Genomic DNA, 15,373 nt, shown 5'->3' on the forward strand with positions numbered 1-15,373 from the left:
TCACACCTTGATGAGTGAGAGGTACCCGTGACCCGATCAACTGCCGTCAATCGTCCTTTGCCCCCTGCCGGAGCGGTGCATGCCGCGTACCGTGGTGGGCGCAAAGCGCGCGATACTGATGGCTCGAATTTGCCTTGGAATGCACCTTTTATGCTTAACCAGCCGCGTCTCGACGAAATCATGCTCATGCTCACCCAACATCAGCGCGTCAAGGCGTCGGACCTGGCGCAAGCGCTGTTTGTCAGCGAAGAAACCATTCGGCGCGACTTCAAATACCTGGAGGAGGCCGGCAAGTTGCGCCGCATCCATGGCGGCGCGATCTTGCCCAGGCTCAACGAAGAACAGCCGCTGCAAGTGCGCACCCGCATCAAGGCCCAGGCCAAGACGCGCATGGCTGTCTGTGCTGCCAAATTGGTCAGCGAGGGCATGGTGCTGTTTCTCGATACCGGCACCTCGACCTTGGCCCTGGCCCAGCAATTAATTGGTTTCAGCCAGCTGCGCATCATCACCAACTCGCTGGACATCGCCCAGTTGATCACCCAGCAAAGCAGCAACCAGGTGCTGGTGGTACCCGGCGATGTGCGCCGTAATGACAACGCGCTGATCGGCGCCCACACCCTGGAATTTGTCCGCCAGTTTCATTACGACATCGCCTTCATGGGCATCGGCGCGGTGGACCTGCAGCTGGGCTTCATGGACTACCAGGAGCCCGAGGCGCTGCTGCGCCGCACCCTGACCCAACACTGCCTGCGCAGCGTCATCCTCGCGGACGACGCCAAGTTCGGCCATCGCACGTTCATCAACACTCTGCCGTTCAGCGCCATCACCACTTTAGTCACCAATCGCCCTCCGTCCGCGGAGTTTGCGACCTGCCTGGAGCACGCCCATGTCGACATCCTTTACCCCTGAATGGTTGTCTCCCAGTGAGGCGGACATCGAGGCGTTCGAGACGCTGTTTCGCGACAGCTCGGCCATCGGCGCGACACCGGCAGGTGGCTTGCACCGCCTGGCCGCGTCGGCCGAAGACGGCGCGGTGCGTGACCTGTTCAGTGCGTGGCTGCGCGAACGCGGTTTCGAAGTGCGGGTAGACGCCATCGGAAATCTGTTCGGGCTGATTACCTTCAACCCGGACGCTCCCTATGTGCTGTGTGGCTCACACTTGGACAGCCAGCCCAGCGCAGGGCGTTTCGACGGTATCTATGGGGTGTTGGCCGGCGCAGTTGCTGTCGCCAGCCTGGCGCGCCAACTGCACGCGCGCGGCGAAACCCCGGCGTGCAACCTGGCGGTGGTCAACTGGACCAACGAAGAAGGCGCGCGCTTTCAACCCAGCCTGATCGGCAGCAGTGTGTTTACCGGCGACCTGGCGCTGCACGACGCCTGGGAATGCCGCGACGGCGACGGCATTCGCCTCAAGGATGCGCTGCATGCAATCGGCTATCTGGGCGACGGCCTGGTTGAATTGAAGGTGGCCGGTTACGTGGAAATCCACGTTGAACAAAGCGATGGCCTCGAAAGCCAAGGCCTGGACATCGGGGTAGTGCGTGAAACCTGGGCGGCGCTCAAGCAGCGTATCCGTTTCGACGGCGAACAGAACCACACCGGCCCAACCCCGATGGCCGCTCGCAAAGATGCCTTGCTCGCGGCGGCCCATGCGATTACCACCGTGCGCGCCGAAGCGGACGTGCACGGGCTGCAGTTTCACAGCTCGGTAGGGCGCCTGGAAATTTACCCCAACTCGCCCAACGTAGTGCCGTCGCGCGTCACCTTGCATGTGGAATACCGCTCGCCGGACACGGCATTGCTGGCGGTTGCCGGTTATCGGCTGGATGCCAGCCTCAAGGCCGTCGCCGCCTCGACCGCAACCACTTACGAAGTCGAAAGCCGAGCCCTGCGTGCGCCGATCACGTTGCACCCTGGTTTTGCCGAATTGGCCTACGGTGTCGGTCAACAGCTAGGGCTGGCAGTCGGCAACAGCGTCACGGTCTCCGGCCACGACGCCATCAGCCTCGGCCGGCATTACCCGGCGTGCCTGTTGTTCATTCCGAGCAGCCACGGCGTGTCCCATAACGAGGCGGAGTTCACCCACGACCGCGACATGCGCACCGGCCTGCAGATGCTGACCGCGCTGCTGCATTGCGCCTGTACTTGCCCCAACGCTTACCGGTGAGGGACACCATGTCGAACCGTATTGATGCACTGTCGCGCCTGATGGGCGCCCTGGAGTCCGCCGGCCTGTCCGCCCATGTCGAGGTCACGGACGGCACGGCCGGTATCGCCTCGCCGATACGCCTGGCCACCGAGTGGACCGGCTTTCACCTCACGGCGCCCTGGGGCCGGTGCTACGCCAAAGTGCTGCACGACGACATGCGTGCGCTGATCGACATCGAGCGCACCGGCCGCGCCACCCAACTGGCGGCTGACTGTGACGTAACCCCCGGCGTGCGCCTGGTGGACGTAGCCGCAGGTGTGTTGCTGCTGGATGCGTTGCCGGCCCACGAGTGGCGTTGGGCACGCCTCGATGAGTTACTGCAACCCCAGCGCCTGCAAGCGCTGTGGGCCTTGAAGCGGCAGTTGCACGTCGGCACTTCACCGGGCTTCAACCGCTCGCCGCTGCAGGATATCCAGCACCTGCGTGAGCTGTGCAGTCGCGATGGTGTGGGCTTGCCCGCTGATCATGGGTGGATTGAAACCTGCATCGATCTGGCCTGGACCGCACTGCAATTGAGCCCTGGCACCTGCATACCCTTGCACGGCGACGGGCTGGCGAGCAATGTGATGATCGGCCCCGGCGGCGCGCTGCAATTGATCGACTTCGACTACGCTGGCTGCTTTGACCCCTGGTACGACGTGGCCCTCAGCCTCAACGAGTTGTACGCCTTCGAAAGCCAGTGGCGTGACGGCATCAAGGCGTGGGCCGGTGAGTGTCGCGAGTGCGATTACGCCCGCTGCCGCCTCTATGCGCTGATCAATGATTGGTACTGGACGCTGTGGGGCTTGTGGGTCGGCGCGACTTCGACGCGGCCTTTAGAGTTTTCCAAGGTGGGGCAGTGGACCTTGCTGCGTTGCCGGCAAAGCTTGCAAGACCCGCGATTTGAAAGTTGGTTACGGCAGGTACAGGAGGGGCAGGCATGAAAGCAATGGGTGAGGCCTGTACGCCTCAGGAATGCCAATTGGAGGCCGCCGTGCGCGGCGTGCGCGATTGGGGCGGTTCGGGCATTCGTTACGAGCCGGTCAGCGGTGGGATCTCCAACAGCAACTGGCGGGTCGAGGTCAGCGGGCTCGACACCGCCTACTTCTTCAAAATACCCGGTACCGGCACCGAGATGTTTATCGACCGGCGCACCGCCCATGATGCCAGCGTCAAGGCCGCGCAAACCGGCTATGGCGCGCCGGTGTTCGCCTTCCTCGAAGAGTTTGGTGTTGAAGTCTTCGAGTTCATGGAAGGCTGGCGGGCCTCTTCGAATCAGGACTTTCTCGACCGCGATGTGCGCCATAACGCCTTGCATGCGCTGAAGGCGTTCAACGACCAATCGCCGTTGTGCCAGACCAAAACCGTATTCGACATGATTGCCGAGCACCAGCGCCAGGTCGAAGAACTGCAAGGTTGCAAGCCCACCGATGATGCTTGGCTGCGCCGTCAGTGCGACCGCGCGCGTGGTGCATTGCAAGCATCAGGCATCGACCTGGCGCCGTGCATGAACGACACACTGGCGGGCAATTTCATGCTCAATGACCGCCGCCAGATTCGCCTGGTGGACTTTGAATACGCCTCCAACAACGACCGTCATTACGAGTTGGCGCTGTGGTTTGGCGAGATGTTCTTCACCGACGAGATGGAACTGGCGCTGATCGAAGACTATTTCGGCCAGGTCACCCCGCAACGCCTGGCGCGGATCAAATTGCACAAGGCCCTGGCCGACATCAAATGGTCGACCTGGGCGATGGTCCAGCACGCGGTGTCGCAGTTGGATTTCGACTTCTACAAATACGGTGCCTGGAAGCATATGCGCGCCCGAAGCGTGATCAATGATTCGCAATGGGAAACCTGGCTAAGACAGGCCTGAGCCTGCGCCAGCACAATAACGACGCGTCACCCTGTAGCTCTTTTGGCGCTGGTTTGCGCTGACGTTTCACTGCTTGATTTTTTGATTGATCACACAACAAACCGATCCAGAAATTCAAGGAGCACCCTCCATCATGAAACCTGCAAGCGCGTCACCTGCACGCCTGAGAAACCAGATCTTCGGCGGCTACTTTTTCCTGTTGTTGATGCTGGCGTTATTCCCGCCGTTTTACTTGAGCGTGAGTGGAAGTCGCGCCTTGGTGGTGGGCGTCCCACTGCCGATCTTCTATTGGATCGCCATTGCCGTACTCGCCGCCCTTGGGGTGTGGGCGTTGTATCTGGCCGAACTCAAGGCCGGTGACATTCCTGACGAGGAGGGCGTGTGATGATCAGCACTAGCAGCGATGCCCATTTGTTGATTACCTTCGGTGTGATCGGCCTGTTCCTGGCCGGGATGATCGCCGTGCTCTATGCCACCAACCGCGAAAGCACCAGTTTTTCCGATTACGCTGTTGGCGGGCGCTCCTATGGGCCGTGGTATATCGCCATGTGCTACACCAACTCCTGGTGGCCGGGCTCGACTTTCACCGCGTTTTTTGCCCTGAGCGTCGGCGGCGCCCTGGGTTTCTACGGCATGGTCTATGCGACCCTGGGCGTGACCGCGATGTACCTGATGGCCAGCCGCGCCTGGACCTGGGGCAAACGCTTCAACCTGCGCACCCAGCCGGACCTGCTGGGCATGCGCTTCGGCAGCCCGGCGGTAAAACGGGTGGCCTCGATCATCGGCATCATCTCGGTGTTTCCGTGGGTGGTGATGGGCATCCAGGCCCTGGCGATGCTGTTCCAGTTCGCCAGCTTTGGCCGCTGGGGCGTCACCACTTGCCTGTTCGCAGGCGTGGCGGTGGTACTGATCCGCCAATACTGGACCGTGAGCATGGGCATGCGCGGGTTGATCATGACCGACATGTTCCAGGGCCTGATCGCCTACGTGGTGTGCGCCGGCGTCTGCGTGTTCCTGTTGTTCGGCGATCAGGCAGCGTTTTCCAACCTCGCGCAATTACCGGAGAAAATGCTGCAAATCCCCGGTGCCACCGGCACCGGTTATGGCCCGATGTACATGTTCAGCCTGATCTTCACCGGCGTGATCGGCTCGATGTGCTGGCCGATGAGCTTCCAGCGCATCTACACCGCCAGCGGCGTGCGCGCAGTGAAAAAGGGCACGCTGTACACCATGCTGCTGGTGGGCGGCTTCTACGGCATCCTTATGCTGTTCGCCGCTGCGATCAGCCAGGACCCCAACGTGCTGGCCCACCCGCAACAAGGCTGGTTCCTCTCGCTGTTCGACATCGGCGGGCCCTGGCTGCTGGCGTTGGCCATCGTCATCGTACTGGCCGCCAGCATCGGCCACGTCGACGGCTGCGTACAAGTCTGCGGCACCCAGTTCGCCAACGACCTGGCCACCTGGAACACCCCACGCACCGACCGCCAACTCACCGTACTGGCCAAGGCCGGCATGGTGGTGTTTATCGTCGCCGCCTCGGTGCTGGCCTACCTGACCTTTGATTATTCCCGCCTGCAATTACTGGCGCAGATCTCCTACCAGGGCATCATTCAACTGGCCGTGCCACTGTTCTTCGGCATCTTCAGCCGCCGTGGCAACAAACAAGGCGCGATTGCCGGCATGTTGGCGGGGATTGTGGTGGCGATTGTGCTGACCACACTGTACCCGGATGACATCCCCGCGCTGGGGTCGTTGACCAGCGGGATTGTGGGGCTGGTGGTGAATGCTGCGATTTTTGTGGTGTGTGCGCTGGTGATCAAGCCGAGTGCGGTGGAGAAAGCGCGGGTGGAGGGGTTGTTTGAGATGGCGGCTGGTGGGCGTGGGGTGCAGGTGGGGGCTGCGCCGGTTATGAGTTGAGAATGGATAGGGGCTGCGGCGAGTGGCCCCGGTTTGAGCGTTTGACTTAGGTGGACTCAAATATGTGTTGGGTAAAGTTGAATTGCGGTAGCGCTGAGTTCAACAAATCCTGATTTCTGAGGTATGGGACCATCCAACTCAATTAGGATTATTGAATCGCCGAGTTTTAATGCTGCACATCCGTCTTCGTCAGCTTGGACCAGCTCGGCGGTTATTTGGATGAGGCTATCTTTCATTTTGATTTTTGAAGATTTTTCAGAGGTTGGCTTCATGTTTATATTCCATGAGAAAACCTCCTCAAAATCAAACTCAACGTCGATAATTTCACCGATTTTCGGCGCAATTTCGCCCCATAATGCCGTGGCCTCTCCGATGGTCGAGTGGAAACACACATGCAATATATTTTGTTTAAAAAACGTATCGGTGACCCGTATTTTCATTTTATTTCTTCGGTAGAGGGACTCTTACAACAGTATTGTCCACATTCATCGTGTTGCTTTTGAGTTCGAGTGTCCACGTTTCCTCGTGGTAGTGATGCTTGTTTGGCTTACTGTTCATTTCATGAGTGCCGTAACGGATACTTCTTTTCGCGTCGCTAGAAACTATCCTGTTGTCGTCGGGTTTGCCAGTTCTAGGATTAGTGTTCGTATGGGGACCAGGTCCTAAGAACTCATCCCACTTCGTGGTGGCTTCTTCAGGTTTTACTGGCTTGTTAGCGTAGACTTCCTTGTGATAACCCATTCCAATGTTTGAGGTCGTGGGGTTGAGTGGCTCTCCCTCCACGCCTGTCGTTTTGAGTGTTGGATCGTCAACTTTGTTTTTTGGTTTGCACTTATCTCCACCAGGGCAAGTACTTAGGCCCATCGGATCGACCCACCCTGTTGGATTGGGCACATACCGGTACGCGTTAATCCCACCCGCCAACTTCACCGGATCCGGCGTCAGGTAACGACCAATATCTGGATTGTAGTAGCGATGCCGGTTGTAGTGCAGCCCGCTTTCCGCATCGAAATATTGCCCCTGAAAACGCAACGGGTTGTCGATTTTTCTGACGTCTAGGCGGGCTATTTCGCCGTAGGCGCGGTAGTGCGCGGACCAGACGATTTCGCCTTCGGGGTTTGTCAGTTCCTGCGGGGTGCCGAGGTGGTCGAGTTGGTAGTGGAAGGGCTTTGTTTCTTTTGGGCCAAAACCTTCCAGCAGTGCCAGTGGCCGAAAACTGTCTGGCTCGTAGATATAGCTGCGATGCCGATCCGCGTGGTGCTCAGCAACTACCTTGTCGCCTTGCCAGAAAAACTCCGTGGTTTTCCCATCCGCTGTCTTGCTGATCCGCCGCCCAAACGGGTCATAGCGATAGCTGGCGGTTTGCCCATTGGGTTGGGTAATGCCAATCAACCGATGCTGGCAGTCGTAGCAGTATTCCGTAACGAGCTGATGACCCTTGCCACGCCGCTGGCGGATCAAATTGCCGAAGGCGTCGTAGTCGTAGTGATGATCGCCCTGAATCATCAACCGATTCCCCGCCACGATGTCCGGGCCGGGACGGTCTTGCATGAGCAGGTTGCCGGCGGGGTCGTGGCCGAAGCGTTCCTGTACGTCTTGCGAGTGGTCGGCGCGGGTCAGGCGGGTGAGGGGGTCGTAGTGGTAGTGGTGTTCGCCTTTGCGGGTGTCGAGCAGGCGGGTGAGGTTGCCGCTTTTGTCGTAGTCGTATTGGCGTTGGTAAAGCGTGTGTTGCTGTTGGCTGACGGCGTGGGCGTGCAGGCGGTTTTGGTCGTCGTAGTGGTAGTGGCTGAGGAGCTGGCCCTGCTGGCGCTGGTGTTCGCGGCCGGTTTTGAACAGGTGGGAGGTGAGGGTTTCGCCGTTCAGTTCGACGGTGGAAAGGTGGCCGCCTTTGTCGTGGTTGAACACCAGCCGGTTATTGTCCGGCAGGCGCAGTTTGTGCAGTTGGCCGCAGGCGTCATAGCCATAGCGCAAGGTGCCCCAGCCTTGGTGTTCGGCGGTGAGGCGGTTTTGTGGATCGTATTCGTAGGCCAGCGCCCAGTGGCCGTCGTCGACGCTGAGGAGATTGCCTTGGCGGTCGTAGGCATAGTCGACAATATTGCCGTCCGGCAGGGTTTTTCTTACGAGGCGGCCGGCGTGGTCTCGCTTGTAGCGGGTAACGAGCTGACTGCCGTCGTCGCCGTGTTCGGTTTTCTCCGCCAGGTTGCCGTTGAGGTCATACACATAGGCCGTGCGCTGGCCATCAAAGCCGATTTCCTGCTGGATCAGGCCGTTGGGGTGGTAATTGAGTTGGTAGGTTTCGCCTGCCTCGTTCTCGATTGAAGTCAGCAGCAGGCGCGCATTGTCGTAGCGGTACTTAACGTGGCTGCCATCGGCGTTGATTCGGCGGCTGATCAGGTGCAGGCCGTCGGCGTATTCGTAGCGGGTGACGTGGCCGAGTTCGTCGTGTTCGGCGGTGATTTTTCCGTAGGCGTTGTAGCTGTATTCGCGCGTTGCGCCGCCGGATTGGGTCAGTTTTCGCAGGCGTCCGGCAGCGTCCCATTGGTACTGCGTGAGCCCGCCGTGCTCCTCTTCCCGCGTGATCTGTCGCCCAAGGTCGTCATAGCGATAACGCTTGATACCCCCATTGGGCAGCAGCTCCTCAAGCAGCTGCCCACGCTCATTCCAGACCAGCCGATGGCAACTGTTGTCGGGAAACCAAACCCCCGTCAGTTGCCCATATTTGTTGTAGCTGTAGTCCGTAATAGTGCCGTCAGGATCGGTCTTGCGAATGACGTCGCCCTGGTCATTGCGCTCATACTTCCAGACGGCGAGCCCACGCCTTACGACCCGTACGAACCCGTTGTCATGCTCGTAGGACGTCGGCTCATCGTCCCCCGGAAACAGCGCCACCAAGCGTCCGGCGTCGTCGTACTGATACGCCGTCACCGTCCCGAGCGGATCCTGCTCAACTGTCAGCCGGCCCTTGTCGTCATAGGATTTGAAGTGTTCAGCGCCGTCCGGATCAATGCGCTGCACCAGACGTGCACGATCATCGTGGACATACACTTCCCGGCTGTCATCGGCGTTATGCACCGTGACACGACCGTCGTCACCCCAGGCATAGCGCGTATCCATCTGCGAAAAGCTGGCCCAATGCCGAACACACCGCGCCGCCTTGCCAGCCCGTTCCCATGCCCAAAAGAAGCTCGCCCCACCGGCCAACCCACGCTCAAGAATGACGTGCTGCTCGTCGTAGCGATAAACCTCGCTTTCACCTACAGCATTGGTCGCAGAAACCAGTCGGCCAAGGTCGTCATAGGCGTAGGAAACAACCTTCTGCTCCGTCACCCATTCGAAGGGTTCATGCCCTTTGGCGCGATGAACCTGATAGTCCACCGCCACAATGCGGCCCAATTCATACCGCAACAGCAGCGAGCGGCCTACGCCATTGTCCAGCCGCTCAACCCGCCCCAAACGATCGTGAAAAACTCGCAGCCGGTTGTCATACGCATCGCTGATGGCGGTCAGCACACCTTCTTGAAAGTGATAAAACCGCGATGCCTGAGCCAGCACCAGTTCATCGGGCAAGTCGCCCAAATAGATCGCCGCTTCAGCCAAGCTATTGGTAATCGCCGGTCGAGCAGCGGAGGGCAGCACAAACTCAGTGCGGCGATTTTCATGATCCGTCCACACCACCGACTCACCGGAAACAGAAAGCCGTTGCGCCAGCGAATGGCTCCAGCCAAACCCCAACCCGCAATCCACTTCCACCGCGCTGGTGCGATACAGCCGTGTCCATTCAAACGGCAAAATCCCGTCCAGCGTGCCATCGGTGAGGGTCAGCAATTCCTCGCCGGTGACCATCGAAACGGGGCAACCGTGGGTAACAGTTTTGTCCGCAGGTGCCGCCGCATCGCCATTAAGGTTCTTGCCCGAAGCAGGCACGTCATCAACGTGTTCTTTTTGCTTAACCACCGCGTTCTGTCGCGCCCGCCAGCGCATTTGCAGCGTGCCTTGCTTCAACCCGCCAACCACACCGCGAACCGCCACCGCCTTGTAGCGATCCACCGCCTGCATGAATTTGGTCAGCATCCCGAGCAGGCTCCTGACAAAACCCACAGCGGCCTCCAGCACCCGCGCGCCGTATTTGGCCAGCCGCAAGCCGAGATAAGCCACGCCCGCCGCCGGCAACGCGATGGTCAGTACTACGCCGATCACCAGATCAATCAGCAGCGACACTACAAACCCTGCCGCTGTTTCCGCGATTTCGCCGGGTGGCAACGCATCCAGCCAGAGCATCGCGGTGCGCAGGATCAGGTACAGCGCGGCCTCATCGCTGGCCAGTAACATGGCCTGTTCCATGACCTTGGGCGCATCGGTTGCCAACTGCGCCAACTTGGCGGCCTGGGCGCCGAGTTGCTCAGCGAATTTCAGCGGGTCTTCAAGAATCGCCTGCACCTGCTTGATGCTGTCCCACACGTCGCGGATTGCCGCCCAACTGCCCGCCAGTACGCCGCTGCCAATCGCGCTGGCGGTCGATTGCTGCCAATAGGGTTTGAAATCTTTCCACTGCTCGCGCAGCCAGTGCTCCAGGTCGGCCGTCAGCCCTGCGTAAGAGGCAAACAGCACGTCCACTTGCTGCGCAGAAACGCCGCCCTGTACCCGCACCTGATAGCGCCCGCCAGCGGCGCAAAAATGGGAGCCCTTGCCGTGCTCATCGAGCATGACAAGCGTGGAACTGCCGTCATCCAGCCCGACAACCTCAACGGGGATATTGCCGATCGGCACGTCATACACCGATTCGAACAGGCTCTGGATTTTCAGCTCGCCGCCCGCCGGGCACTGGGCCACGGTGGAAAAGCCCATGTCAGTAATACTCACGGACTGCTGCGCATCGCCAACCCGCAGCACGCGGTCCATCCCCAGCAGCGACGGCATGTCCGCCGCATGGCTGAGCGTATCCAATGCCCGCGCATACCAGGCGCCCATCTGCTGGCGATACTCCGTCAGGCTCTGATGAAAGCCATTGAGCTCATGTTCGATAAAGGCGATGTGGGCGGCGTTGGTCATCCGTGACGTCTCGGCAAAAAGGGCAAGGCGTCGGAGTCTGCTGCAGGAAAAAGCCGCTGGACGAATGGTTGGGAAAATCAGAATGGGATGACGCGAGATGGGTAAAAACCGCGAAAAACTATCCCGGAGGACTACGCGAAAAAGCGACCCGGCTCATTGCAATTAAGTCATGCAAATAAAAATGACTCTCATCCTTGCCCGATTTGGCGACATGGCCGTCATGGTTAATAGAACCTCCATTACGCAGGATTTCCCATGTCGCGCCTTGCTCGTCCCTTGCACCCACTGGCCCTGTCAGTGGCGATGGCTTTTGCCGCTGTGCCGTTGTTCGTCGTCCAGCCATCCTTTGCCGAAGAGACCGGCAGCACGTTGCGCCGGTTCTCGATTGCCGCCGGTGACTTGAGCCAATCCCTCAATAGCCTTGCCGAGCAGGCCGGGCTGGTACTGGCGTTTGATGCAGGCTTGACGCGCGGCAAGCACAGCAACGGTGTGAGCGGGCAATACGACACCGACGTGGCACTCGCGCAATTGCTCGCGGGCAGTGGCTTGCAGGCCATCAAGATCTCCGCCGACCGTTACCGCCTCGAAGCGATCCCGGACGATGGCGGCGCCATGCAGTTGCAGGCCACCACCATCAGCGGCGCCTACCAGAGCGAAAGCCCCACCGGGCCGGTGGCGGGTTATGTCGCCACCCGCAGCCTGTCGGGCACCAAGACCGATACCGCGCTGATCGAGACGCCGCAGTCGATTTCGGTGGTCACCAAGGACCAGATGCGCGCGCAAAACGCCGAAAGCCTCAACCAGATCCTGCGCTACAGCGCTGCCGTGGTGCCGGAGACCCGTGGCGCCACGGCGTCGCGTCTTGATCAGTTGACCATTCGTGGTTTTGCCCCGGCTACCTACCTCGATGGCTTGCGCATGCCGTCAAGCCGGGATGCCTTGCCGCAGAAAGACGCCTTCGACCTGGAGCGCGTCGAAGTGTTGCGCGGCCCGGCCTCTGTGTTGTACGGGCAGGGCACGCCAAGCGGGGTGATTAACATGGTCACCAAACGCCCGCTGGACACACCCTTTCATGAAGTCGGCGTGGAATACGGCACCTTCAACAAGAAGCGCACCACCTTCGATCTGAGCGGCCCGATTGACGATCAGGGTGTGTATGCCTACCGCGTCGCGGGGTTGTTCGATGACGCCGATGGCCAGGTCGAACACACCGAAACCCGCCGCCAGTCGCTGTCCAGTGCCTTCACCTGGCGCCCTGACGATGCCACCTCGCTGACCTTGCTCGGGCATTTCCAGAAAGACCCGAAAGGCGCGTCCTACGGGTCGGTGCCGGCCTGGGGCTCGGTGTTGCGCAGCCCTACCGGACGCAAGATTGATGTGGACTTCTATGACGGTGAAAAGAACTTCGAAAAAAGCGACCGCGAGCATTACTCCCTCGGCTATGCCTTCGAACATCACTTCAACGACGTGTGGACGGTGCGTCAGAATGCTCGTTACCTGCGCGCCGAAGGCGTATATCGCAGCATCTACAACAGCTACCTGATGGGCGACTACCGCACCTCCAAGCGCTCGACTATCGCCGCCGATGTGGATATGGATGCCTACACCCTCGATAACCAGGTGCAGGCCAAGTTCGACACCGGGCCGTTGCAGCACACGCTGTTGATGGGGCTCGATTACCAGAACACTCGCACCGACACCAAGACTGGCTATGGCAGTGGCCCGGACCTGGATATCTTCGATCCGGTCTACGGCGCGCCGGTCACCACGCCCGCGTTCATCACCGACGCCACCGCGCGCAGCGAGCAGACGGGTGTTTACCTGCAAGAGCAAATGAAGTGGGACCAATGGGTGCTGTTGCTCGGTGGTCGCTATGACTGGGCCAGCACCGACAGCACCACCAAAACCATCAGCTCCGGCGCCAAGAGCAAGTCGTCGCTGGACAGCAAGGCGTTTACCGGACGGGTCGGCCTGGTCTACCTGTTCGATAACGGCCTGGCGCCGTATGCCAGCTATGCGGAGTCGTTCAACCCGCAATCGGGCACGGGTTACGGCGGTTCGGTGTTCAAGCCCACCGAAGGCAAGCAGTATGAAATCGGCATCAAGTACCAGCCGCCGGGCAGCAACAGCTTCATTACGGCGGCAATTTTCGACCTGCGCCAATCCAACGTGCCGACCATGGACCCGGACCCGACGCACCTGTGCGGCAGTGGCCGTTGCCAGATCCAGGACGGCGAGCAACAGTCCCGTGGCTTTGAACTGGAAGGCAAGGCCAGCCTGAATGACAACCTGGACATTACCGCGGCTTATGCCTACCTGGACAACCGCGCGAGCAAATCCAACAGCACCGTTCGCTACGCGCCGATCAGCGATGTCGGCACCGGGCCGGCGGTTCCCGTTGAGGGCACCACCACCTACGGCGTGCCACGCCATACCGCCTCTGCGTGGGCCGACTACACCTTCCACGACGGCCGGCTCAAGGGCTTCGGCGTAGGTGCCGGCGCACGGTATGTGGGGTCGTCCTGGGGTGATACCGCCAACACCCTGAAAGTGCCGGGCTACACCTTGATGGATGCGGCGGTGCACTATGACATCCCGAATATCGCCAACCCCAAGGACAACCTGCGCCTGGCGCTGAACGCCACCAACCTGGCGAACAAGGAATACGTGGCCTCGTGCTACTCCTATTCGTGGTGCTGGTATGGCTCGCAACGTACCGTGCAGGCGAGTGCCACCTACCAGTGGTAATCGGCACCCTCTACGGTCATCATTTTTTTGTGGCAAGCGAGCTTTCGTGGCAAGCGAGCTGTTGTGGCGAGCGAGCTTGCTCGCGCTGGGCTGCGCAGCAGCCCCAAAACCTGACACTTGGGTACACCTGATGTACACGGTCATCCGGTCGAGGGGCCGCTGCGCGCCCCAGCGCGAGCAAGCTCGCTCGCCACAGTCGCTCGCCACAGGGTTTTTGCCAACACCTATTAAGTAAATGTTTACCCAGGAAGGCAATTTAATGGCCCCTTTGTAACAAAATCCCCGCCAAAATCACTTTTATTTTCAGGTGGTTAGGTGGGGATGCAAATGCGCACTGTTGGAATGATGCTGATCGCCTGTTCCCTGGCTGGCGGCGCGGCGAGCGTGCAGGCACGGGAGTTGCGCGAGGGCGACAAGTACATGTGCAGTTGGGGCGCCGGCACCGCCGCCAGGGCGCAGGAACTCAAGCTGTCGGGTGTGTCGCTGTATGCCGCGCGCCAGAAGATCCAGACCATCAAGTTCAGCAAGTCGTGGATGCGCATGATGGCCATGGGCATTACCGAGCAGACCTACGACAGCCACTCACGGCTAAAGCCCGAGGCCATCCGCCAGAGTTTTTATCAGGACTGCCTGCGCTACAAAGTGGCGCGTAAATGATCGCTTCGCCGGTTCAGCGTGACAGCGGCGAACCGGCGTCCTCATGGAAAAACGCCCGGGCTATTTCGATAAAACGCCGATTGGCCTGTGACAGGTACTCATTGGCGCGCCAGCACAGGTTGAAGTGCATAAACTGCGCGGGCTCGAATGAAACACCCACGAGTCCCGCTTCCTGGATTTGAACCGAACGCAAGAGGGTGGACGCGCCCATGCCGTTGCGCGTGGCGGCGATCACCAGCGGCACGAAGTTGCTTTCCAGGGCAATGCTGAACTGCACGCAGGCGTTGCTGCAAAAAGTATCCAGCAGGTGGCGTTGCAGGAACGTGTTGTCGAACACCAGCATGGCCTGATCCTGCAAGCGTTCTGCCGGGATTGAGGCGAACCCGGCCAATGCATGCTCCTGGTTCATGCACAGCACCATCTCATCACTGCCGAGCCATTCCGATTGCCACTGCGGATTGACCCGCCGTGACTCCAGCAGCGCCACGTCAATGTTGCGTGTGGCCAGGCGTTCGCTGATGTCATCGGCACTGCCTTCCACCACATGCATGGCAATTCCCGGGTAGCGGGCGCGAAACTGCATCAGCAATTCGGGAATGTGCCGGATGCCGTACATGGGCGGCACGCCGACGCGGATTTCGCCGCTGTGCAATTGGTCCAGGTCCTGCAGCTCGCGGCGAGCGCCGGCAAGCCCCTGCAAACATTTTTCGGCGTGGGCCAGAAACAGTTGGCCTTCGGCCGTGACACTGATCTGGCGCGTGGCCCGGTTGAACAGCGCCACCCCCAGCTCATCTTCCAAGCGACTGACTGCCATGCTCAAGGCCGGCTGTGCTACGTGCAAGGTCTGCGCAGCTTTAGTGAAACTGCCTTGGCGAGCAATTTCTACGCAGTACTCCAGCGCTTTGAGATTCATAAGGCTCACATAACAAAGAATGATA

11 protein-coding genes are annotated in these 15,373 nt (G+C 60.0%); 8 read left to right on the plus strand and 3 right to left on the minus strand.

All coding sequences use genetic code 11. From position 1 onward, the window contains the following. The first annotated feature begins 150 nt into the window (after positions 1-150). The 6 genes from PSH96_RS12670 (at position 151) to PSH96_RS12695 (ending at position 5,981) form a co-directional block, all read left to right on the plus strand. On the plus strand, positions 151-909 hold the full coding sequence (locus PSH96_RS12670) for a DeoR/GlpR family DNA-binding transcription regulator (RefSeq protein WP_017134612.1): 759 nt from the start codon (positions 151-153) through the stop codon (positions 907-909). Beyond that, a complete protein-coding gene (locus tag PSH96_RS12675; RefSeq protein ID WP_305459534.1) occupies positions 887-2,167 on the plus strand; it encodes a Zn-dependent hydrolase in 1,281 nt (426 codons plus the stop codon). Before PSH96_RS12670 ends, PSH96_RS12675 begins: the two co-directional genes overlap by 23 nt. A gap of 8 nt (positions 2,168-2,175) precedes the next feature. After that, a complete protein-coding gene (locus tag PSH96_RS12680) occupies positions 2,176-3,132 on the plus strand; it encodes an aminoglycoside phosphotransferase family protein (RefSeq protein ID WP_305459535.1) in 957 nt (318 codons plus the stop codon). Then, positions 3,129-4,064 carry a choline kinase family protein gene (locus PSH96_RS12685; protein ID WP_305459536.1) on the plus strand — a complete coding sequence of 312 codons (936 nt, stop codon included), beginning with the start codon at positions 3,129-3,131 and terminating at the stop codon, positions 4,062-4,064. The genes PSH96_RS12680 and PSH96_RS12685 overlap by 4 nt, the downstream gene beginning before the upstream one ends. A 133-nt stretch (positions 4,065-4,197) precedes the next feature. Further along, a complete protein-coding gene (locus PSH96_RS12690; RefSeq protein WP_305459537.1) occupies positions 4,198-4,449 on the plus strand; it encodes a hypothetical protein in 252 nt (83 codons plus the stop codon). Continuing rightward, positions 4,449-5,981: a sodium:solute symporter gene (locus PSH96_RS12695; RefSeq protein ID WP_305459538.1), complete on the plus strand. Its 1,533-nt coding sequence runs from the start codon at positions 4,449-4,451 to the stop codon at positions 5,979-5,981. The genes PSH96_RS12690 and PSH96_RS12695 overlap by 1 nt, the downstream gene beginning before the upstream one ends. A gap of 56 nt (positions 5,982-6,037) precedes the next feature. On the opposite strand, the gene PSH96_RS12700 is transcribed toward PSH96_RS12695, so the two are convergent. After that, the gene (locus tag PSH96_RS12700; protein WP_305459539.1) at positions 6,038-6,421 is read right to left on the minus strand and encodes a hypothetical protein; all 384 of its coding nucleotides are present in this window, start codon (positions 6,419-6,421) and stop codon (positions 6,038-6,040) included. A gap of 1 nt (position 6,422) precedes the next feature. Further along, the gene (locus PSH96_RS12705) at positions 6,423-11,030 is read right to left on the minus strand and encodes an RHS repeat-associated core domain-containing protein (RefSeq protein WP_305459540.1); all 4,608 of its coding nucleotides are present in this window, start codon (positions 11,028-11,030) and stop codon (positions 6,423-6,425) included. A gap of 255 nt (positions 11,031-11,285) precedes the next feature. Between PSH96_RS12705 and PSH96_RS12710 the strand changes: the two genes are divergently transcribed. Together PSH96_RS12710 and PSH96_RS12715 are read left to right on the plus strand one after the other, a co-directional pair. Further along, complete coding sequence (locus PSH96_RS12710) at positions 11,286-13,778, plus strand: TonB-dependent siderophore receptor (protein WP_305459541.1); 2,493 nt, start codon at positions 11,286-11,288, stop codon at positions 13,776-13,778. Between the two features lie 327 nt (positions 13,779-14,105). Further along, positions 14,106-14,435 (plus strand): hypothetical protein, encoded by a 330-nt coding sequence (locus PSH96_RS12715; protein ID WP_305459542.1) that lies wholly within the window; start codon positions 14,106-14,108, stop codon positions 14,433-14,435. Between the two features lie 13 nt (positions 14,436-14,448). On the opposite strand, the gene PSH96_RS12720 is transcribed toward PSH96_RS12715, so the two are convergent. Continuing rightward, the gene (locus tag PSH96_RS12720) at positions 14,449-15,348 is read right to left on the minus strand and encodes a LysR family transcriptional regulator (RefSeq protein ID WP_305459543.1); all 900 of its coding nucleotides are present in this window, start codon (positions 15,346-15,348) and stop codon (positions 14,449-14,451) included. Between the last annotated feature and the right edge of the window lie 25 nt (positions 15,349-15,373).

Origin of the sequence: Pseudomonas sp. FP2338 (genome assembly GCF_030687515.1) — a bacterium.
GTDB classification, from domain to species: domain Bacteria; phylum Pseudomonadota; class Gammaproteobacteria; order Pseudomonadales; family Pseudomonadaceae; genus Aquipseudomonas; species Aquipseudomonas salomonii.